Consider the following 18,313-nt stretch of genomic DNA (forward strand, 5'->3'; position numbering starts at 1 on the left):
GATCAGTCGTCGCGACCCATGATGCCGAACAGCTGCAGCAGGCTCACGAAGAGGTTGTAGATCGACACGTACAGGCTGATGGTGGCCATGATGTAGTTGCGCTCGCCACCGTGGATGATCGCGCTGGTCTGGAACAGGATGCACACCGACGAGAACAGCACGAAGCCGGCGCTGATCGCCAGCTGCAGGCCGGCGATCTGGAAGAAGAAGCTCGCCAGCACGGCACCCAGCAGCACGAAGAAGCCTGCGGTGATGAAGCCGCCCAGGAAGCTCATGTCCTTGCGGGTGATCAGCACGTAGGCCGACAGGCCGCCGAACACCAGCGCCGTCATCGCGAACGCCGAGCTGACCACTTCGGCGCCACCCTGCATCCCCAGGTAACGATTGAGGATCGGGCCCAGCAGGAAGCCCATGAAGCCGGTAAGGGCGAAGGTGGACACCAGGCCCCAGGCCGAGTCACGCAGCTTGTTGGTCAGGAAGAACAGCCCGTAGAAGCCGATCAGCACGACGAAGATGTTCGGGTAGCCGACGCGCATCTGCTGCGCGACATAAGCCATTACACCACTGAAAGCCAGGGTGAGGGCCAGCAGGCCGTAGGTGTTGCGCAGGACGCGGCTAACTTCTAGCTGCTGCACCTGCGAGCCTTGATTAACTGCATAATCCTGTTCGCGCATGGCGAGACTCCTTTGATTGAACACGTCTGAAACGTTCAGATGCAAAGATCATATCAGACCCCTGTGCAGCCGCTCTATCCAGAGTTTGACAGCGTGTTTCATTACGGTATTATGGCGCCCGCAAAGCAACCAGCAAGACATCGGGAAATTGGCAGAGTGGTTGAATGCACCGGTCTTGAAAACCGGCGGACGTTAATAGCGTCTCCAGGGTTCGAATCCCTGGTTTCCCGCCAAACATCGTGAAGCCCCGCATTGGCGGGGCTTTTTCGTTTCTGCTCCTGCAGAAATGCCACGTTGTGAACCCCACTTGTGCAGGTGTCCTGATTGTTGCGCTACAGCAAGAAGAAGCTATCGAGATTGATCAGGAAGGGCGTCGTCTACGTGACCGTCATGGGTGTGATGGGCAACTCCGGCAGGATCTTCGACCACCTCTCGGCCTGGCAGCCGTGGCGTCTGGCCAAGCAGATGCTGGGTTACGTCCTGATGCACTGACCGTTGCGCCGGATCAGTTCGGCGTCAGGCGGCCGCGCAGTGCCGAAACCTTGTCGCGCAAGGCGTGGCCGCGACAGATCAACACCACCAGCGAACCCGCAGCGGCCACCGCCATGTCCTTCTGAGCATCCCAGATATCGCCCTGAGCGCCGACGAAGGCCGAGTCGCCACCGCCTGCGTACGCAGCCCCAGCCCACTCCATCAGTTCGTAGAGCATCGAGGTCGAGAGCACCAGCGACCAGGCGATCAGCGACGCCCATGCACCCTTCAGATGACATTTTTTGCTGACGATTTCCCGCAGCGGCAAGCTCAGCAGCAGTCCATAGGCCAGGTGGACGAAGCGATCGTATTGATTGCGCTCCCAGCCGAACGCGGCATTCACGTCCATACCGCTGATCAGATAGACCGCCGAGTTGTAGGGCACCTCGGGATAGGTGAAGTGGGTGCCCACCTCATGCAGGCACAAGAACCCGATCACCATGATCCACGATCGACGGCTCCAGTAAAACTGCTTGCGAGTGGTCCATACGGCCACGGCCCCGACCAGTACCAGGATGTTTTCGATCAGCCAGGTCTGCCGGTCCACTGGCTGCCAGCCCGAGACGATCAGGGCCAGCAGCACAATGCAGTGCAGGTAGCCCACGCCGGTCGTTCGAGTGTTCATCGCTGCCTGCCTCATCAAGGTGACTGATTTGGTTGATCCCCTGGCCTCCCATTAATTCGCTCGGTCTTGTGACTGCCTGTGACCGGCAATCAACGGGAATAGGCTGGAAGCGTCCGAGTGATAAAAAAGAATGAACATTTGGCGCACTACCACCCGTCGTATCTATCTGTAACGAACGCGCCATAGATAGGTCAAGAGACTTACAGCCGCCGGATGCCGGCCTCCCCACGACAGGTATTGTCCATGATCGGAATCATTGTCCCAGCCCATAATGAAGAAGCTGTGGTTGCCCAATGCATCGAGTCGTTGCTGATTGCGGGTGAGCATCCGGCTTTGGCAGGTGAAGAGGTCTGCGTAGTCATCGTGCTGGATCAATGCACCGACGGGACTCAACGGGTGGTCAGCCGCTATCCGGTGCAAAGCCTGGACGTATCCCACTGCAATGTCGGTCGTACCCGTGCTGCGGGCGCCGAGTTGATGCTGGGGCAGGGCGCGCGCTGGCTTGCGTTCACCGACGCGGATACCGTAGTGCCCGCCACCTGGTTGGTGGATCAGCTGCGCTTTCGGACCGACGCGGTGTGCGGCACGGTCCGGATCGATGACTGGTCGCTGCACGCCGAAGAAGTGCGCACCCGCTACGACGCGCTCTATACCCCTGTCGAAGGCCACAAGCACGTACACGGCGCCAATATGGGTGTCAGTGCTCGGGCGTACCGTCAGGTGGGCGGTTTCAAACCCTTGAAAGCCCACGAAGACGTCCATCTGGTAGCGGACCTGAACGAGGCGGGTGCTTCCATCACCTGGACCTCCATGAATTGCGTGACCACCAGCGCACGTCTGGATTGCCGCTGCCGCGAAGGATTCGGCGATTACCTGCGATCGCTGTCGATCAGCGCGCCACTCGAAGCCGTGAGTCCCTGACACGAGGATTGTCCGCAAGAATCTTTCAAGGATGAAAGTAGAAAATAGCGTTGGAACTATTTGCAGGACGCAACGCCCTAAGATGATGCAATAAGTACGTAGCTTTTCCGCTTACATACTTTAAATACTGTCACTCAATATTGATCAAGGTGGGACTAACATGAAAAGCGAACAGATCGAAGGCGTAGCAGAGAAGATTGCTGGCAAGGCTCAAGGTGTCGTCGGCAAACTGGTCGGTGACCATTCCCTGCAAGCCGAAGGCGCAGGTCGCGAAGCGGCTGGCCAACTGACCAAGACCTATGGCGACGCTTTGAACAATGTGTCCGCTTTCGTCAAGGAAAAGCCAGGCGCTTCGTTGGCCATCGGCGCCGCCGTGTTCGTACTGGTCAGCCGCTTCCTGCGTCGCTGATCTGTGGTGTAGCACTGCTTCTTCCAGATCGTTCGACGCCAGGCTCGGTGCCGGTCGAACGGTCGGGAAGTGCCGCAATAATGCGGCTATGTTCTTCCTCTTATATCTGTCTTTTCCAGCCCAGCGAGTTCTCGATTGCCTCTCGATAAGGCGTATCAATTTGTTGCGATAGTCGTTCTATGTATTCTCTTGCGTGTTCCCTAACTTCCCCTGTCAATCCCGTTAGATAGCCGATCACGTTATCGACGCTGGGCACCCGTGCCTCGATTCCAGCGAAGCGGGGAGGAAGAGCTGTCCAGATCACCGCGTCCACTTCTTTGGCTTGAGCCCATCTGGCAATTACACCCGTGTCCGTTTCACTGCGGATGAAGGTGCCGATTCCGTCGTCGCGGCTGCGCGGGATCTGCTCACGTTCACGCAGCGCCTCGCAGGCGTGCTCGAGGCTCGCGCTGTCCAGCATGGCCCAAAGCGCGGGGCGGGAGGGTGCATTCAGGCAGATTGCCGTGGCCAGTTCACCGCCATCTCCCACTCTGCAAAGCTCGATGGGAAAGCACGGGCCATCTTCATGCCACGGACCGCAGACCGGTAATACCCCGGGCTTCCAGACGAGTGATCCCCACGCCAGGCAAGCTATCTTCATAATCGATTCCTGTTTGAACAGCCGTTGTCTGCAGGTGCAGTGTCAACTAAGGCCCCTGACGTGGGAGACAAGTTCAGGGACATTGGTCAAGCGGATTGCACGGGCAGGACGCAGGCATGTTCAGTCAAGCAATGGCTTGGCCAGGCTATGCAATCGCTGTTTTTCTTCATCCAGGGTGAGGGCGAGATCTGCTCGCTTCAGCAGCCACTGAGCATGAAGGCGGCATTGCGCGCCGAACACGTCGGGGCTGATGTCGTTCAGGCTGATCAGCGCCTTGATCATGCGAATGTCGACTTCCAGAAGCCCGGCGCCGTCGCGCGCCACCAAGGTGAAAAAGTCATCGAACAGGTCGGCCAGCAGCAGGCCGTGTACATAGACGCGTTGGCAGTTGGCGTCGATCTCGGATGGTTGGTGCTCAACGGTGCCGTGAACGTGCCAGGCGGTCAGGCACCTGACTCCGCGGCCGATCACGTCGATCACCGTGCCCGAGTCGTTGGTGGCCGGCGACAGGGCGCGTGACGCGATCTCTGCCAACACCGAAATGCCGAAGCGCGGGTCCTGCTCGAAACTGCGACGCAGGCCGACGGTCACGGCGTCGCGGATGGCCGGTGCGAGCGCTTCGGAGGTCCCGGTTTGGGCACCCTCGTCGCTCACGAGTCGGGCGATTGGCGCACCCAGATGCAGGAATGCGCCGGGCAGCACTTCCATATAGATGCGCAGCCCGTGCTTCTCGGCCAGGACGCCGAGCGCGGCGACGTCGATGTGCTGGACGTAGCCGGTCTGATCACTGCGCACGCTGTGACCGGACGTCGTCAGGGCCCGGTCGACAGGGTAGGGCGCAGCGCCCATGTACGGCCACTGCGCACGGTTCTTCAGTGATTGCAGCGCCGCAACTTCGACACGGTCGATGGTCTCGCCGACGCGACCGAGCTTCGACAGGTGATCGATCCAGCGCAGCAGGGTGTAGACGATCAGGATGATCATGACGATGGTGACGGCGAACAGCACCACCCGCCCTTGCGCGCCATAGGCGCCGGTGCTCAAGGCGATGATGCCGACCAGGCTGAACAGGAAGGAACCTATGAAGGTCGCCAGGGCGTTCTGGGTGGTGGTGTCCTCCATGACCAGCGAGGTCGCCCGAGGCGTCACGCCGCTGCTGGCGGCACTGTAGGCACTGACCATGGTGCTGAGCGAAAAGGTGGTTACCGCGAGCATGCTGGAGGCGATGATTGCCAGGATCTTGTCGACCGAGTCGGCGCCGATCCGCGTCGGCAGATCGGCGGGAACGAAATCCTTGAAGACGATGGCGATCAGCGCCGTGGCGATGCCCGCCAGGGAAAACAGACTTGCGCGAAACCACAAGCGTTTGGTCATCTGACCCAGGGCCCAGCGCCAGCGTGCGATCATCGTGTATTCCTCGGGTAGTCATATGCCTGCAGCGCTCGTAGGGGCGCGGCTGCACATTGAGTCCCTGACCTCGGTGAAAGTTTCATGCTGCCGATGCGTCAGTCACACCGCTGTGACATTGGACGGAACCCTGCATCGGTCCGCAGGCTCACAGTCTTGAACCCCTCACCGACAGGAACCGATCATGGCCGATGACAAGCAACCGCCCGCCGAGGACACCGAGGACCAGACCCCTGCCCATTCCACACCGGAAGAAAAGGAGCGGCTCAAGGACTTCAACAAGGACGGGATTCCACCAGGGGTGGCCTGAGGCTGCACCGAGGCATCCCACCGATTGGCACACCCACGACCGGAGCATTTATGAGCAACGACACCAAGCCCGACGACGACCTGGGTTTCGATCCGGACTCACCCGATCTGGCCGATCCGCAGATCGATCCGCCCAAGCCGGCAAAGAAGCCTGAAAGCGAGCAATCCGACGAGACGGGTGACACTGACGCGTATCCGCCCTATGGCACCAAGGACTGACTCTGTTAGCCTGTGCAGGCACCGCTCGCCGTGTGCCTGCCGTGACCACGCGTGAAGCGTGTCTGCGCCTTCCAAGTCCCGTGACGGCGCACACCCGCTGCGACAAGTCTCCAGTCATGACATTGCCAGGAGAACCGCGACATGATTCCCACCAACGAAATGCGCCGCATCGTCGAAGCCAGCTTTGCCCCGCTGTGCTGTCATTGCACGTTGAATCCCGGCGGCACCATGACGGTCGAGGTATCGGACCCGGCCAGTGGGCAGGTCGACCTGCTGATGGTAGGCGTGAATACCCAGCCGCTGTCCAACAGCCGCGCCATCGCGGAACTCGTCGCCCAACTGCGTGCCGAGCTCAAAGCCAACCAAGAGTGGTTCCGCAGCAACGCCCCGCGCGGTGCCGCCAGGCCTTGATCAGCTTGGCTGCTTCTGACGTTCCGGCAGGGCCTGCTCGTTGTTCTCGATGGTCCAGAGCGGCCTGAACAAGCGCGTCCACAGCCCCACGATCACCAAGGTACTGATGGCGCCGAACAGCGCCGCCGGTACGGTGCCCAGCGCGGTAGCACTGACGCCGGCGCGAAACTCGCCCAACTCGTTCGAAGAGCCGATGAACAGCATGTTGACGGCGCTGACCCGTCCGCGCATGTCATCGGGCGTGGCGAACTGGATCAACGAAGAGCGGATGTACACACTGATCATGTCCGCCGCACCTGCGACGAACAGTGCCGCGCAGGACACCCAGAACCAGGTCGACAAGGCGAACACCAGGTTGGCCACGCCGAACACCGCCACAGCCAGGAACATGCGCTGGCCCATGCGCGCGTTGAGCGGCCGGATGCTCAAATAGAAGCCCATGCCCAGCTCGCCCAGTGCGATGGCGCTGCGCAGCAGACCAAGCCCGGCCGGGCCCACATGCAGGATTTCGGCGGCATAGATCGGCAGCAGAGCGACGACGCCACCCAGCAGCACTGCGAATAGGTCCAGAGAGATCGCGCCCAGAATGATGGGGCGTGAGGTGATGAAGCGGATACCGGCGGTGAAGCGACTCACCGCAGTGGTCTGATCGTCGACCGGGCGAACGATGCGCACGCTGGGTACCCACTGCAACAGCAGGACACCGATCGCGAAGCCCAGCAGGCAGACGCCGAACGTCCAGCCGCCGATGGCGGCATACAACAGCCCGCCCAGCAATGGGCCGGCGATCACCGCCACTTTCATGATCATGCTGTTGGTGGCGATGGCCTGGGCCAGGTGTTCGCGGGCAACGATCTGCGGCAGCAAGCTTTGCACCGCCGGCCCGGTGAAGGCACGGGTGCAGCCGAACACGAACAGCGCGACATAGTACGGCCAGGTGTCGACGGTTTCAGTCAGGGCCAACCACAGCAATGCGGCCGAGGAGAGTACGGACACCCCCCAACTGATCTGCAGAATCCGGCGTCGATCGAAGCGGTCCAGCAGATCGCCCGCTGGCAGCAGCAACAGCACCATTGGGATGAACTGAGCCAGGCCGACATAGGCCAGGGTCAACGGGTGGCGAGTCATGTCGTACATGTGCCAGGCGACGACGATCGCCTGGATCTGCATGGCGAACATGGCCGCAAGGCGCACCATGAGGAAAGCGCGGAAACCGGGCTGGGAAAAGATAGCGGTAGAGGTGCGTTTCAAAGTCGACGTTCTTGTGCCAGTCAATGGGTCACGCGATGAGCGCATACGTTTCAAGATGTTAACGTAATTGAGTGTACGTGATGATGTCGGGGGTGTGCAGGTGCAGCCGCGATGGTGATTACGAAAGATGCGCTCGATATGTCGATAATGACTATTGACGAACGCAATAGTGGCGGGTTGTTTCGGCTGGTATCTTTGCTGTCGAAGATGAATACAGGGCCAGGCGCTGATTCTTCCCCCCGCATGGCGACTGGCCAAGTGCTCTGCTTCGACTCTCTTTGGTTAATTTTCAGCCACCTCACGTCAGTGCGGTGGTTTTTTTTTGCCCAGCGAAAATGCGGCCACGATCCGCGGCCGCGAACGGGCACTCATTCCGCTGAAAACGCAAACACCGTGGTCTGGGTGTAGGTCTGGCCGGGATTCAGGCGGGTGCTGGCAAAGTTGGGCTGGTTGGGCGCATCGGGGAAGTGTTGCGTTTCCAGAGTGAAAGCGCCCCAGTGCGGGTACAGCTTGCCGCCTTTGCCGCGAACCGTGCCGTCGAGGAAGTTGCTGGTGTAGAACTGCACACCCGGTTCAGTGGTGTACAGGGTCAGGGTACGACCCGATGCCGGGTCGGTCACCTTCGCCGCTTCGCGCTTCAGGTCGCCTTCGGTGTCCAGTACCCAGTTGAAATCGAAGCCACCCTGTTTGGGCTCGGCGAACGTCAATTGCTCATGCTTGGCCTGGATGTTCTTGCCAATGGCAGTGGGCGCCAGGAAATCCATCGGCGTGCCTTTCACCGGCGCCAGCTCGCCGGTGGGGATCAACTTCGCCGTGACCGGTGTGTAGCGGCTCGCATGCAGGGTGGCAACCTGCTTGAGCACATCGCCGCTGCCGGCGCCGGCCAGGTTGAAATAGCTGTGGTTGGTCAGGTTGAGCACGGTCGGCTTGTCGGTCGTGGCCTTGTACTCCACGCGCAGCTCGTTGCGCTCGTTCAGGCTGTAGGTGACTTCGGTCGCCAGCGTGCCGGGGAAGCCCATGTCGCCGTCGGGCGAGCGATAGGTGAAGGTCGCAGCGACACGGTCGCCATCCTGTTTGGCTTCGACGGCCCAGACGTGCTTGTCGAATCCGCGTGTGCCGCCGTGCAGTGCATTGCTCTTGTCATTGAGCGGCACCGAATAGGTCTGCCCATCCAGGCTGAACTTGCCGTCGGCCAGCCGGTTGCCGAAGCGGCCGATGGTGGCGCCGAAATACACGGTGGGGTTGGCCTGGTAGCCCTTGATGTCATCGAAGCCCAGTACCACATCCGCAACCTCGCCCTTTTTGTCAGGCACATGCAGCGCCTGCAGGGTCGCGCCGTAGGTGATGATGCTGGCTTTCATACCATGGCTGTTGCTCAGGGTGATCTTTTCCAGCGGCGTGCCGTCGGGCAGCGCGCCGAAGCTTTCGCGGGTCGAAGTCAAGCCTGCCGCGTGGGCAGAAATGGAAGCAGTCATGAGGGTCAATCCAATGGCGCTGAGCAGTTTTTGATGAATAGGCATGTAAGGCGTTCCGTAGTGTTTTATAGGAAATGGCTGGATCCCGGGGTTGGACAACCGGGCTCCGGCGATGGCTGCACTGGCAGGTATAGCTGAAATTCGACGTCCGTAAAAATAAATGGTAATACTATTTGGCAGATCGATCGTGGTGTCATTTCTGACAGGATCGACGACACGCCGCTGTCGACGGCATAAACGTGACGTTACGTTACAAATGCACTTCCTGATATATGGTATGACTATTCGCTGATGTTGCTGGACGCTGTAGCTATTCAATAAAAATAAGGAGTTAGCTATGTTGAGTCGTCACGGGATCCGTTCCCTGTGCTGTGCCGCCCTGACCGCCGCGATGTTCGCAGGCCCAGCGGCTTCCTGGGCCGAAGAGGTCAAGATCGGTTTCCTGGTCAAGCAGGCTGAAGAGCCCTGGTTCCAGACCGAGTGGGCCTTCGCCGAAAAAGCCGGCAAGGACAAAGGCTTCAAGGTCATCAAGATCGCCGTGCCCGACGGCGAGAAAACCCTTTCCGCTATCGACAGCCTGGCCGCCAACGGCGTCAAGGGCTTCGTCATCTGCCCGCCGGATGTGGCGCTGGGCCCTGCCATCGTCGCCAAGGCCAAGCTCAACGACATGAAGGTAATGGCCGTCGACGATCGCTTCGTCGATGCCAAGGGTCAGTTCATGGAGGATGTGCCCTACCTGGGCATGGCGGCCTTCGAGGTCGGAGAGAAACAAGGCATGGCCATGGCCGGGGAAGCCAAGAAGCGCGGCTGGGACTGGAAAGACACCTACGCGATCATCAACACCTATAACGAATTGGACACCGGCAAGAAGCGCACCGACGGTTCGGTGAAGGCCTTGCAGGCTGCTGGTCTGCCGACTGACCATATTCTTTTCGCCCCGCAGAAGACCCTCGACGTGCCGGGCAGCATGGACGCCACCAACTCGACCCTGGTCAAGCTGCCGGCTGGCGCCAAGAACCTGATCATCGGCGGCATGAACGACAACACCGTGCTGGGCGGCGTGCGCGCCACCGAAAGCGCCGGGTTTGCGGCTGCCAACGTGATCGGTATCGGCATCAATGGCACCGATGCCATCGGTGAACTGAAGAAGGCCAATAGCGGCTTCTTCGGCTCGATGCTGCCCAGCCCCCATACCGAGGGCTACAACACGGCGAGCATGATGTTCGAGTGGGTCACCACCGGCAAAGAACCGCCCAAATACACCGCCATGGATGACGTGACCTTGATCACGCGCGAGAACTTCAAGCAGGAACTGGAAAAGATCGGTTTGTGGAACTGATCTGACCCATGGCCTCTGCCCCGGCAGAGGCCGCTTCTTCACGGCTTGCCGTGATGCCTGCTCTGGAGTGGTATCCATGCGTGTAGAGTCATTGCGTTTCAACGGTATCGGCAAGAATTTTCCAGGCGTGCGCGCTCTGTCGGACATCAACTTCGAAGTCCGTCCCGGCAGTGTCCATGCGCTGATGGGCGAAAACGGTGCCGGCAAGTCCACCTTGCTGAAGATACTCGGCGGTGCCTACCAGCCCAGTGTCGGCAGCCTGCAGATCGGCGCTCAGACCCTGGTCTTCAAATCGGCGGCAGAAAGCATCGGCAGTGGCGTCGCGGTGATCCACCAGGAACTGCACCTGGTGCCGGAGATGAGCGTTGCCGAGAACCTCCTGCTCGGGCACATGCCGTCGCGGTTCGGCTTGATCGATCGCGGCGCCATGCTGCGCCGCGCGAGCGAATTGCTGGCCGGGCTGGCCGACGAGATCGATCCGCGCCAGCGGCTGGGCAGTCTGTCGTTGGGGCAGCGACAGTTGGTGGAGATCGCCAAGGCCATGTCGCGCAATGCCCATGTGATTGCCTTCGACGAACCGACCAGTAGCCTTTCGGCGCGAGAGATCGATCGGCTGATGGCGATCATCGCCAAGCTGCGCGACGAGGGCAGGGTGGTGCTGTACGTGTCCCATCGCATGGAAGAGATATTCCGCATCTGCGACGCGGTGACGGTGTTCAAGGACGGGCGCTACGTGCGCACCTTCGACGACATGGCCCAGCTGACCCATGACCAGTTGGTGACCTGCATGGTCGGCCGCGATATCCAGGACATCTACAACTATCGTGCCCGTCCTCACCAGGGCGAGGCACTGAGTGTCGAGGGTTTGCTGGGCCCAGGGTTGCAGGAGCCGATCAGCTTCGGTGTTGCCAAAGGCGAGGTGCTGGGTTTCTTTGGTCTGGTGGGGGCGGGCCGCACCGAGCTTCTGCGGCTGCTGTCCGGATTGGCGACGAGCAAGGCCGGCAGCCTGACCCTGGACGGCCGCGCGCTGACGTTGGCCAATCCGCGCGACGCCATCGCTGCGGGCATTCTGCTGTGTCCCGAAGACCGCAAGAAGGAAGGCATCGTGCCGCTGGCCAGCGTTGCCGAAAACATCAATATCGGTGCCCGCGACCGCCATCTCACGCTGGGCTGCCTGGTGCAGGGCCCGTGGGAGAAGGAAAACGCCGCGCGCCAGATCAAGGCGCTGAATATCAAGACCCCGTCTGCCGAGCAGCCGATCATGTACCTCTCAGGCGGCAATCAGCAGAAGGCCATTCTCGGCCGATGGCTGTCGATGCCAATGAAAGTGTTGCTGCTCGACGAGCCCACGCGCGGCATCGACATCGGCGCCAAGGCCGAGATCTACCAGATCATTCATGGGCTGGCCGCCGACGGCATCGCGGTGATCGTGGTGTCCAGCGACCTGATGGAGGTGATCGGCATCAGCGATCGCATCCTGGTGATGAGCGAAGGTGCGCTGACCGGCGAAGTCCTGCGCGAAGAAGCGCAGGAATCCAGGTTGCTGCAATTGGCACTGCCGCGCACTCGCGGCTGAACAATAACAATAGAGGTGCATATGTCTACGCAAAACACGCTGCCGGCGCCCCGCCAAGGCCTCAACCTGCGTCGCTTTCTGGACGAGTGGGTCATGCTGCTCGCGGCGCTGGCGATTTTCGTGCTGTGCACGATGTTCATCGACAATTTTCTCTCGCCGCTGAACATGCGCGGGCTCGGGCTGGCCATTTCCACCACCGGCATCGCCGCCTGCACCATGCTCTACTGCCTGGCGTCGGGGCACTTCGACCTGTCCGTGGGTTCGGTGATCGCCTGCGCAGGGGTGATTGCGGCGGTGGTCATGCGCGACACCGACAGCGTGCTGCTGGGTGTTGGCGCGGCCCTGTTGATGGGGCTGATCGTCGGTCTGATCAACGGCATCGTCATTGCCAAGCTGCGCATCAATGCACTGATCGCGACCCTGGCCACCATGCAGATCGTGCGCGGGCTGGCCTATATCTTTTCCAACGGCAAAGCGGTCGGGGTGATGCAGGAGGACTTCTTCGTCTTCGGCAACGGCCAGTTGCTGGGCGTGCCGGTACCGATTCTAATCACCATCGTCTGTTTCATCTTCTTCGGCTGGCTGCTCAACTACACCACCTATGGCCGCAACACCATGGCCATCGGTGGCAACCAGGAAGCTGCCTTGCTGGCCGGTGTGCATGTGGATCGCACCAAGATCATCATTTTCGCCGTACATGGCGTGATCGGTGCGCTGGCCGGTGTGGTGCTGGCGTCGCGCATGACCTCGGGCCAGCCGATGATCGGCCAGGGCTTCGAATTGACGGTGATTTCAGCGTGTGTGCTGGGCGGGGTGTCGCTGGCAGGGGGGATCGGCATGATCCGTCATGTGATCGCCGGGGTGCTGATTCTGGCGATCATCGAGAACGCGATGAACCTGAAGAACATCGACACGTTTTACCAGTACGTGATCCGCGGGACGATCCTGTTGATCGCGGTGATCATCGATCGTTTGAAGCGGCGTTGATTTGCGGGTCGGCTTTCGCGGGCAGAGACCCGCTCCCACATTGCAATGCCCTACGGGCCCTGTGTGGGAGCGGGCTGGGGATCAGACCACCAGCGACAGCAGCAGGATGAAGAACAGGCCCACCACCGACAGGATGGTTTCCATCACGGTCCAGGTCTTCAGGGTTTCCGTGACGGTCATGTTGAAGTACTGCTTGACCAGCCAGAAACCGGCGTCGTTGACGTGGGACAGGATCACCGAGCCGGCGCCGGTAGCCAGCACCAGCAGCTCACGGTTCACGCCGGGCATCATGCCGATGACCGGGGCGACGATGCCCGCGCCGGTAATGGTCGCTACCGTCGCCGAACCGGTCGCGACGCGAATCACCGCAGCGACCAGCCAGGCCAGCAGGATCGGGTTGACCTCGGCCTGCACGGCCATCTGCCCAATGATGTTGCCCACACCGGTGTCCACCAGCATCTGCTTGAAGCCACCGCCGGCACCGACGATCAGGACGATGGCCGCAGTGGGCGCCAGGCTCTGGTCCAGCAGCTTCATGATCTTCGCCCGGTCGAAACCGCGCGCCACGCCGAAGGTGTAGAAGGCCAGCAGCAGGGCGGCGAGCAGGGCAGTGATCGGGTGGCCGATGAAGTCCATCCACTGGCGGAACAGGTTTTCCGCCGGCAGCGCCACGTCGGCGAAGGTCTTGAGCATCATCAGGAACACGGGCAGCAGGATGGTGATCAGGGTCACCGCGAAGCTGGGCAGGTTCTGGTTGTCCGACTCCTTGGCGATCTGGTCCATCAGTTCCTTGGAAGGATTGCCCGGAATGTATTTGGAAATGAACGAACCGAAGATCGGGCCGGCGATCATCGCAGTGGGCAGGCCGACGATCAGCCCGTAGAGAATGGTCTTGCCGATATCAGCGTTGAAGATGCCGATGGCCAGCAGCGGGCCCGGGTGCGGCGGGACCAGCCCGTGCACCACCGAAAGGCCGGCGAGCAGCGGGATACCGATCTTCACCAGCGACACGCCGGAACGGCGGGCGACGATGAACACCAAGGGGATCAGCAGTACGAAGCCGATCTCGAAGAACAGCGGGATACCCACCAGAAAGGCGGAGAACATCATCGCCCAGTGGATGCGCTTGACCCCGAACTTGCGGATCAAGGTCTGCGCGATCTGGTCGGCGCCGCCCGAGTCGGCCATCAGTTTGCCGAGCATGGTGCCCAGCGCGAGGATGATGCCGACGAAGCCAAGGACCCCACCGAAGCCATCCTGGAACGACTTCATGACCTTGACCACCGGCAGACCGGATGTCAGGCCCAGGAAGATCGCCGCGATGGTCAGGGCGACGAAGGGGTGAACCTTGAACTGGGTGATGAGCACGATCAGACCAATGATGGTGACCAGTGCATCGAGCAGCAAGTAGGTGTCGTGAGCTAAGCCAAACATAAAGGTCTGCCTCGTGTTGTCGTTGTTGTGGGCGCAACGGTTGTGGTTGGGAACATCGGGCGCTGCCGGGCGGAAAGCTCAGACAGCGCTGTCTTCAAAAGCCGTTCAAGCCAGCGTGGAGGCGCCATGCTCGACCAGCCAGTTTTCTACCTGTTGCGCCAGCTCCACGATGGGGACTGTGGCATCCAGGGGCAGGGTCAATGCTTCACCGGTGGGCGGTTCCAGGGTAGCGAACTGGCTGTCGATGAGGCTGGCCGGCATGAAGTGGCCAGGCCGGTGGGCAACGCGATTGGCGGCTTCTTCGCGGGTCAGTTCGAGAAACACGAAGCCCAGGCCGGGCACGGCGTTGCGCAGGGTTTCGCGATACTTGAGCTTGAGGGCGGAGCAGGTCAGTACCGGGCGCTGTCCCGATTCGATACAGGCGCGCATTTCTTCGCCCAGACGCAGCAGCCAGCCGGCGCGGTCCTGGTCGTCGAGGGGAGTGCCGGCGCTCATCTTGGCGATGTTGGCTTCGGGATGAAAGCTGTCGCCTTCGATCAGGCGGCCGCCGCTGCGACCGACGATGGCGGCACCGACGCTGCTCTTGCCGCAGCCGGATACTCCCATCACCACCAAAGCGTTCAGAGGGGCATTCATCAAGTCACTCCTGCTGGGGCGCACCGGGTATGGATACGGCGCCCTCATCTTATTGATCTTGTCAAAGCAGTCTGGTGCAGCCTGCAGTAATAGCAAGGCACAAATCATTATTGCTCTGGATTCGAGACAGCGCTACCTTACCTCAACTCTTTTTCATTGCAAGTAGATAACAACAAGAATCATGGCGCGAATCGGCTCACGCGCAACCGGCCTGCCGACCCTGGCCGAAGTTGCCAAACTTTCAGGTGTTTCTCCCATTACCGCTTCGCGCGCATTGCGCGGGGTGTCCACGGTTGCTCCACAACTGGCCAGCAAAGTACTGGAAGCCGCGCAAGCACTGGGTTACGTGGTCAATCCGGCGGCACGGGCGCTGGCGTCGGCGCAGAGTCAGTCGGTGGTGGTGCTCATTCCTTCTCTCTCCAACCAATTGTTCATCGACACACTGGAAGCCATCCATGAAGTGATGCGTCCGCGTGGACTGGAAGTGCTGATCGGCAACTACCACTACGATGTCGACGAAGAGGAAAACCTCATTCGCAACTACCTGGCCTACAAGCCGGGTGGGATGCTGCTGACGGGCATGAGCCGCAGCGAACGCTCCCAGGTCATGTTGCACAACAGCGGTGTGCCGTGCGTGCACATGATGGAGTTGGGTGCTGAGGGCCAAGGCGCCTGCGTTGGCTTTTCCCAGGAGCAGGCCGGAAGTGTGGCGGCGCGGCATCTGCTGGACGCCGGGCGTCGGCGCCTGGGGTACGTGGCGGCGCAGCTCGATCCGCGCGTGATGCAGCGGGCCGAGGGGTTCAGGGCGGCGCTCGAGACGGCAGGGGTGCATGATCCGCAACTTGAAGTGCTGTGCCCGCAGCCTTCGTCGATCGGCCTGGGTGGCGAGTTGTTCGCCGACCTGATGCGTCGGCATCCGGATGTGGACGGCGTGTTCTTCTGCAACGACGATCTGGCCCAGGGCGCGATCTACGAAGCGCAGCGCCAGGGCATTGCCGTTCCTGATCGAGTCGGCATGGTGGGGTTCAATGATCTGCCGGGGTCGGCCCACCTGGTACCGCGCTTGACCTCGATCCGCACCCCGCGTGCGCAAATCGGCCGCAAGGCGGCGCAGATGCTGCTCGACAGCATGGATGGCAAGCGTCATTGCGCCCAGGCGATCGATCTGGGCTTCGAATTGGTCGTGCGCGAAACCTGACGGCGGAACGCCTGATGCCACGTGGTGAAGCCGGACGCGGCTTGCGCCGCTGCTACAGGGGCGGTGCTGGACCTGACGTTGCGCTGGGATTCAGCGCAGGTCGCGTTCCTGGGCGGGGCTGTGGTTGAAGAGGCGCTTGTACTCGCGGCTGAACTGCGAACTGCTCTGGTAGCCCACCCTCAACGCGACCTGGCTGACGTTCATGCCGTCGGCCACCAGCAGCGCGCGGGCCTTGAGCAGGCGCAGACGCTTGATGTATTGCACCGGCGAGGCCAGGGTGTTGCGCTTGAAATGCTCGTGGAAGGTCGAGGCACTCATGTTCGCGCGACGGGCCAGGTCATCGACCTGCAACGGCTCTTCGTAATGCGCATGCAGCCAGGACAACGCGCCAGCGATGCGGGCGAATTGGCCCTGTTGCTCCACCAAGGCACGCAGCACATGGCCATTGGGCCCGCGCAAAGCGGTATAGAGGACTTCGCGCAGGCGAGCCTGGCCCATGGCCAAGCGGTCCTGGGGATCGTGCAGACACTGCAGCAGCCGCTCTACGGCCCCGCGCATGGAATCGTCCAGCGGCACGGCGGTCATCGACTCGGTGGTCTGCGCCTGGCTCGGCCCGGGCTCCATGGCCAGCACCAATTCACCGAGCAACGTGCGATCGATCGGTATCGACACGCCGAGCAGGGGCAGCTGTTCACTGGCGAAGGTCTCGCACTCGAACGGCACCGGCAGGGCCTGGATCAGGTAATGCCCGGCGCCATATTCCAGGGTGCGCTCGCCCAGGTACGCCAGCTTGCTGCCCTGGGCGATCACCATCAGGCTGGGTTCGTAGATCTGCGCGGTGCGCGCGATATGGCTGCGGCACGAAACCACCCGCAAGCCGTCGATGGAGGTGGGGATCCAGTCATCGGCAACCGCCAGCGGACGGATCAGATCCACCAGGCGGGCGTTGGCGTCTAGGTGTTTGGTCAGGCTCATGGGATACCACGGATCAGGCATGAAATCAGTCGTCCATGATCGCACGTTCGGGCCCCGTTTGCGGGGTGCCCGGAGGAATGGGCATGCATCGCGCAGGATCGGACATGGCCGCGAGCGCACGTGAGGGCCACAATCGGCGCCTGATCATCTTCGTTTCGAGAGGTTTCAACATGTCCAAGGCACTCGGCTACGCCGCGCTTTCGCCCACCACGCCACTGGCTCCCCTGAGCTTCGAACGTCGTGCCCTGCGCCCCGACGACGTCAGCATCGCCATCGAATTCTGCGGCGTTTGCCACTCCGACCTGCACCAGGCTCGCAACGACTGGGGCATCGCCGTGTATCCGCTGGTACCGGGCCACGAGATCGTTGGCCGCGTGGTCGCCGTCGGAGACCAGGTGCAGAAGTACGCCGTCGGTGACCGCGTGGGCGTGGGCTGCATGGTCGACTCGTGCCAGCACTGCGATGCCTGTCACGCCGACCTCGAGCAATACTGCCTGGAAGGTCCGACCATGACCTATGCCACGCCCGACCGTATCGATGGCACCAACACCATGGGCGGCTACTCGGACAGCATCGTGGTCAGCGAGAACTTCGTGGTGCGCATTCCCGACGGTCTCGATGCGGCCAACGCTGCGCCAATCCTCTGTGCAGGCATCACCACCTATTCGCCGCTCAAGCACTACGGCGTCAAGCCGGGTGACAAGGTCGGCATTCTGGGCATGGGTGGCCTGGGCCACATGGGCATCAAGTTCGCCAAGGCGCTGGGCGCCGAAGTCACGCTGTTCACCCGTTCGGCGAGCAAGGCTGCCGAAGGCCGCCGCCAGGGCGCGGACCATGTCATCGTGTCGACCGATGCCGAGCAGATGAAAGCCGCTGCCGAAACCTTCGACTTCCTGCTCGACACCATTCCGGTGCCTCACGACCTGAACCCCTACCTGGAAACCCTGCGTTTCGACGGCGTGCACATTCTGGTCGGGTTGATCCAGCCGGTAGACCCTGCGCTGCACGCAGCCAACCTGGTGCTCAAGCGCCGTGTGCTGGCCGGTTCGTTGATCGGTGGCATCAAGGAAACCCAGGAAGTGCTGGATTTCTGCGCCGAACACAACATCACCTGTGATATCGAAATGCTGGACATCAAGAACATCAACGAAGCCTTCGAGCGCATGCACGCCGGTGATGTTAAGTACCGCTTCGTGATCGACATGGCCAGCCTCAAGGCCTGACATGGTCTCGTCGACCTTGCCCTGTAGCAGCGGCGCAAGCCGCGTCGACGGCCAATGCGGTGTGTCTAGGTGA

At 61.3% G+C, this 18,313-nt stretch carries 20 protein-coding genes and 1 tRNA gene; 12 read left to right on the forward strand and 9 right to left on the reverse strand.

Going from position 1 to position 18,313, the window contains the following annotated elements:
* Window positions 1-2 precede the first annotated feature (2 nt).
* Window positions 3-674 (reverse strand): Bax inhibitor-1/YccA family protein, encoded by a 672-nt coding sequence (locus AC788_RS05160; RefSeq protein WP_043189407.1) that lies wholly within the window; start codon window positions 672-674, stop codon window positions 3-5.
* Window positions 675-816: 142 nt separating this feature from the next.
* On the opposite strand from AC788_RS05160, the gene AC788_RS05165 reads away from it, so the two are divergent.
* Window positions 817-907: transfer RNA gene (locus tag AC788_RS05165), tRNA-Ser, on the forward strand.
* A 91-nt stretch (window positions 908-998) separates the two neighbouring features.
* Complete coding sequence (locus AC788_RS21730) at window positions 999-1,166, forward strand: hypothetical protein (RefSeq protein ID WP_161804286.1); 168 nt, start codon at window positions 999-1,001, stop codon at window positions 1,164-1,166.
* 13 nt (window positions 1,167-1,179) lie between these two features.
* On the opposite strand, the gene AC788_RS05170 is transcribed toward AC788_RS21730, so the two are convergent.
* Window positions 1,180-1,830 carry a DUF2238 domain-containing protein gene (locus AC788_RS05170; protein ID WP_049859526.1) on the reverse strand — a complete coding sequence of 217 codons (651 nt, stop codon included), beginning with the start codon at window positions 1,828-1,830 and terminating at the stop codon, window positions 1,180-1,182.
* A gap of 243 nt (window positions 1,831-2,073) precedes the next feature.
* On the opposite strand from AC788_RS05170, the gene AC788_RS05175 reads away from it, so the two are divergent.
* Window positions 2,074-2,751: a glycosyltransferase gene (locus AC788_RS05175; protein ID WP_049859527.1), complete on the forward strand. Its 678-nt coding sequence runs from the start codon at window positions 2,074-2,076 to the stop codon at window positions 2,749-2,751.
* Window positions 2,752-2,911: 160 nt separating this feature from the next.
* Window positions 2,912-3,160: a CsbD family protein gene (locus tag AC788_RS05180; protein WP_043189409.1), complete on the forward strand. Its 249-nt coding sequence runs from the start codon at window positions 2,912-2,914 to the stop codon at window positions 3,158-3,160.
* Between the two features lie 100 nt (window positions 3,161-3,260).
* Here AC788_RS05180 and AC788_RS05185 read toward each other — a convergent pair whose 3' ends face one another.
* Entirely contained in the window at window positions 3,261-3,800 is a 540-nt protein-coding gene (locus AC788_RS05185; RefSeq protein WP_049859528.1) for a hypothetical protein, read from the reverse strand.
* Window positions 3,801-3,920: 120 nt separating this feature from the next.
* A complete protein-coding gene (locus AC788_RS05190) occupies window positions 3,921-5,207 on the reverse strand; it encodes a DUF2254 domain-containing protein (protein WP_049859529.1) in 1,287 nt (428 codons plus the stop codon).
* A gap of 184 nt (window positions 5,208-5,391) precedes the next feature.
* Here AC788_RS05190 and AC788_RS22035 point away from each other — a divergent pair, with 184 nt between their 5' ends.
* The 3 genes from AC788_RS22035 (at window position 5,392) to AC788_RS05195 (ending at window position 6,146) form a co-directional block, all read left to right on the forward strand.
* Entirely contained in the window at window positions 5,392-5,517 is a 126-nt protein-coding gene (locus AC788_RS22035) for a hypothetical protein (protein WP_090358366.1), read from the forward strand.
* A 50-nt stretch (window positions 5,518-5,567) separates the two neighbouring features.
* Window positions 5,568-5,735 carry a DUF6021 family protein gene (locus tag AC788_RS21845; RefSeq protein ID WP_167375933.1) on the forward strand — a complete coding sequence of 56 codons (168 nt, stop codon included), beginning with the start codon at window positions 5,568-5,570 and terminating at the stop codon, window positions 5,733-5,735.
* A 141-nt stretch (window positions 5,736-5,876) separates the two neighbouring features.
* Complete coding sequence (locus AC788_RS05195; protein ID WP_049859530.1) at window positions 5,877-6,146, forward strand: DUF1652 domain-containing protein; 270 nt, start codon at window positions 5,877-5,879, stop codon at window positions 6,144-6,146.
* On the opposite strand, the gene AC788_RS05200 is transcribed toward AC788_RS05195, so the two are convergent.
* Window positions 6,147-7,442, reverse strand: a complete 1,296-nt coding sequence (locus AC788_RS05200; protein WP_049859531.1) for an MFS transporter — start codon at window positions 7,440-7,442, stop codon at window positions 6,147-6,149. It abuts the gene before it with no gap.
* A 323-nt stretch (window positions 7,443-7,765) separates the two neighbouring features.
* Window positions 7,766-8,917: an aldose epimerase family protein gene (locus tag AC788_RS05205; RefSeq protein ID WP_049859532.1), complete on the reverse strand. Its 1,152-nt coding sequence runs from the start codon at window positions 8,915-8,917 to the stop codon at window positions 7,766-7,768.
* Between the two features lie 292 nt (window positions 8,918-9,209).
* On the opposite strand from AC788_RS05205, the gene AC788_RS05210 reads away from it, so the two are divergent.
* The 3 genes from AC788_RS05210 to araH all read left to right on the forward strand — a co-directional run bounded on the left by AC788_RS05210 (window position 9,210) and on the right by araH (window position 12,774).
* Window positions 9,210-10,211, forward strand: a complete 1,002-nt coding sequence (locus AC788_RS05210; RefSeq protein WP_049859533.1) for a substrate-binding domain-containing protein — start codon at window positions 9,210-9,212, stop codon at window positions 10,209-10,211.
* Window positions 10,212-10,287: 76 nt separating this feature from the next.
* The gene (araG, locus tag AC788_RS05215) at window positions 10,288-11,787 is read left to right on the forward strand and encodes an L-arabinose ABC transporter ATP-binding protein AraG (RefSeq protein ID WP_049859534.1); all 1,500 of its coding nucleotides are present in this window, start codon (window positions 10,288-10,290) and stop codon (window positions 11,785-11,787) included.
* Window positions 11,788-11,808: 21 nt separating this feature from the next.
* Window positions 11,809-12,774: an L-arabinose ABC transporter permease AraH gene (araH, locus tag AC788_RS05220; protein WP_043189427.1), complete on the forward strand. Its 966-nt coding sequence runs from the start codon at window positions 11,809-11,811 to the stop codon at window positions 12,772-12,774.
* Window positions 12,775-12,855: 81 nt separating this feature from the next.
* On the opposite strand, the gene AC788_RS05225 is transcribed toward araH, so the two are convergent.
* Window positions 12,856-14,208: a GntP family permease gene (locus tag AC788_RS05225; protein ID WP_049859535.1), complete on the reverse strand. Its 1,353-nt coding sequence runs from the start codon at window positions 14,206-14,208 to the stop codon at window positions 12,856-12,858.
* A gap of 105 nt (window positions 14,209-14,313) precedes the next feature.
* The gene (locus AC788_RS05230; RefSeq protein WP_049859536.1) at window positions 14,314-14,844 is read right to left on the reverse strand and encodes a gluconokinase; all 531 of its coding nucleotides are present in this window, start codon (window positions 14,842-14,844) and stop codon (window positions 14,314-14,316) included.
* A 181-nt stretch (window positions 14,845-15,025) separates the two neighbouring features.
* On the opposite strand from AC788_RS05230, the gene AC788_RS05235 reads away from it, so the two are divergent.
* Window positions 15,026-16,042 carry a LacI family DNA-binding transcriptional regulator gene (locus tag AC788_RS05235; RefSeq protein ID WP_049859537.1) on the forward strand — a complete coding sequence of 339 codons (1,017 nt, stop codon included), beginning with the start codon at window positions 15,026-15,028 and terminating at the stop codon, window positions 16,040-16,042.
* A 90-nt stretch (window positions 16,043-16,132) separates the two neighbouring features.
* Here AC788_RS05235 and AC788_RS05240 read toward each other — a convergent pair whose 3' ends face one another.
* On the reverse strand, window positions 16,133-17,017 hold the full coding sequence (locus tag AC788_RS05240; RefSeq protein ID WP_049859538.1) for an AraC family transcriptional regulator: 885 nt from the start codon (window positions 17,015-17,017) through the stop codon (window positions 16,133-16,135).
* A gap of 170 nt (window positions 17,018-17,187) precedes the next feature.
* Between AC788_RS05240 and AC788_RS05245 the strand changes: the two genes are divergently transcribed.
* Window positions 17,188-18,240: an NAD(P)-dependent alcohol dehydrogenase gene (locus AC788_RS05245; protein WP_049859820.1), complete on the forward strand. Its 1,053-nt coding sequence runs from the start codon at window positions 17,188-17,190 to the stop codon at window positions 18,238-18,240.
* The last annotated feature ends 73 nt before the right edge of the window (window positions 18,241-18,313 follow it).

The organism is Pseudomonas sp. RIT-PI-a (assembly GCF_001187875.1).
GTDB lineage: Bacteria > Pseudomonadota > Gammaproteobacteria > Pseudomonadales > Pseudomonadaceae > Aquipseudomonas > Aquipseudomonas coleopterorum.

What these genes read in the sequence shown, in the direction of transcription:
- AC788_RS05240 (WP_049859538.1), bottom strand. Translation starts at nt 17,017, where the DNA reads ATGAGCCTGACCAAACACCTAGACGCCAACGCCCGCCTGGTGGATCTG.
- AC788_RS05180 (WP_043189409.1), top strand. Translation starts at nt 2,912, where the DNA reads ATGAAAAGCGAACAGATCGAAGGCGTAGCAGAGAAGATTGCTGGCAAG.
- AC788_RS05185 (WP_049859528.1), bottom strand. Translation starts at nt 3,800, where the DNA reads ATGAAGATAGCTTGCCTGGCGTGGGGATCACTCGTCTGGAAGCCCGGG.
- AC788_RS05235 (WP_049859537.1), top strand. Translation starts at nt 15,026, where the DNA reads ATGGCGCGAATCGGCTCACGCGCAACCGGCCTGCCGACCCTGGCCGAA.
- AC788_RS05190 (WP_049859529.1), bottom strand. Translation starts at nt 5,207, where the DNA reads ATGATCGCACGCTGGCGCTGGGCCCTGGGTCAGATGACCAAACGCTTG.
- araH (WP_043189427.1), top strand. Translation starts at nt 11,809, where the DNA reads ATGTCTACGCAAAACACGCTGCCGGCGCCCCGCCAAGGCCTCAACCTG.
- AC788_RS05175 (WP_049859527.1), top strand. Translation starts at nt 2,074, where the DNA reads ATGATCGGAATCATTGTCCCAGCCCATAATGAAGAAGCTGTGGTTGCC.
- AC788_RS05230 (WP_049859536.1), bottom strand. Translation starts at nt 14,844, where the DNA reads ATGAATGCCCCTCTGAACGCTTTGGTGGTGATGGGAGTATCCGGCTGC.
- araG (WP_049859534.1), top strand. Translation starts at nt 10,288, where the DNA reads ATGCGTGTAGAGTCATTGCGTTTCAACGGTATCGGCAAGAATTTTCCA.
- AC788_RS22035 (WP_090358366.1), top strand. Translation starts at nt 5,392, where the DNA reads ATGGCCGATGACAAGCAACCGCCCGCCGAGGACACCGAGGACCAGACC.
- AC788_RS05225 (WP_049859535.1), bottom strand. Translation starts at nt 14,208, where the DNA reads ATGTTTGGCTTAGCTCACGACACCTACTTGCTGCTCGATGCACTGGTC.
- AC788_RS21845 (WP_167375933.1), top strand. Translation starts at nt 5,568, where the DNA reads ATGAGCAACGACACCAAGCCCGACGACGACCTGGGTTTCGATCCGGAC.
- AC788_RS05195 (WP_049859530.1), top strand. Translation starts at nt 5,877, where the DNA reads ATGATTCCCACCAACGAAATGCGCCGCATCGTCGAAGCCAGCTTTGCC.
- AC788_RS05170 (WP_049859526.1), bottom strand. Translation starts at nt 1,830, where the DNA reads ATGAACACTCGAACGACCGGCGTGGGCTACCTGCACTGCATTGTGCTG.
- AC788_RS05160 (WP_043189407.1), bottom strand. Translation starts at nt 674, where the DNA reads ATGCGCGAACAGGATTATGCAGTTAATCAAGGCTCGCAGGTGCAGCAG.
- AC788_RS05200 (WP_049859531.1), bottom strand. Translation starts at nt 7,442, where the DNA reads ATGCGCTCATCGCGTGACCCATTGACTGGCACAAGAACGTCGACTTTG.
- AC788_RS05205 (WP_049859532.1), bottom strand. Translation starts at nt 8,917, where the DNA reads ATGCCTATTCATCAAAAACTGCTCAGCGCCATTGGATTGACCCTCATG.
- AC788_RS05210 (WP_049859533.1), top strand. Translation starts at nt 9,210, where the DNA reads ATGTTGAGTCGTCACGGGATCCGTTCCCTGTGCTGTGCCGCCCTGACC.
- AC788_RS05245 (WP_049859820.1), top strand. Translation starts at nt 17,188, where the DNA reads ATGTCCAAGGCACTCGGCTACGCCGCGCTTTCGCCCACCACGCCACTG.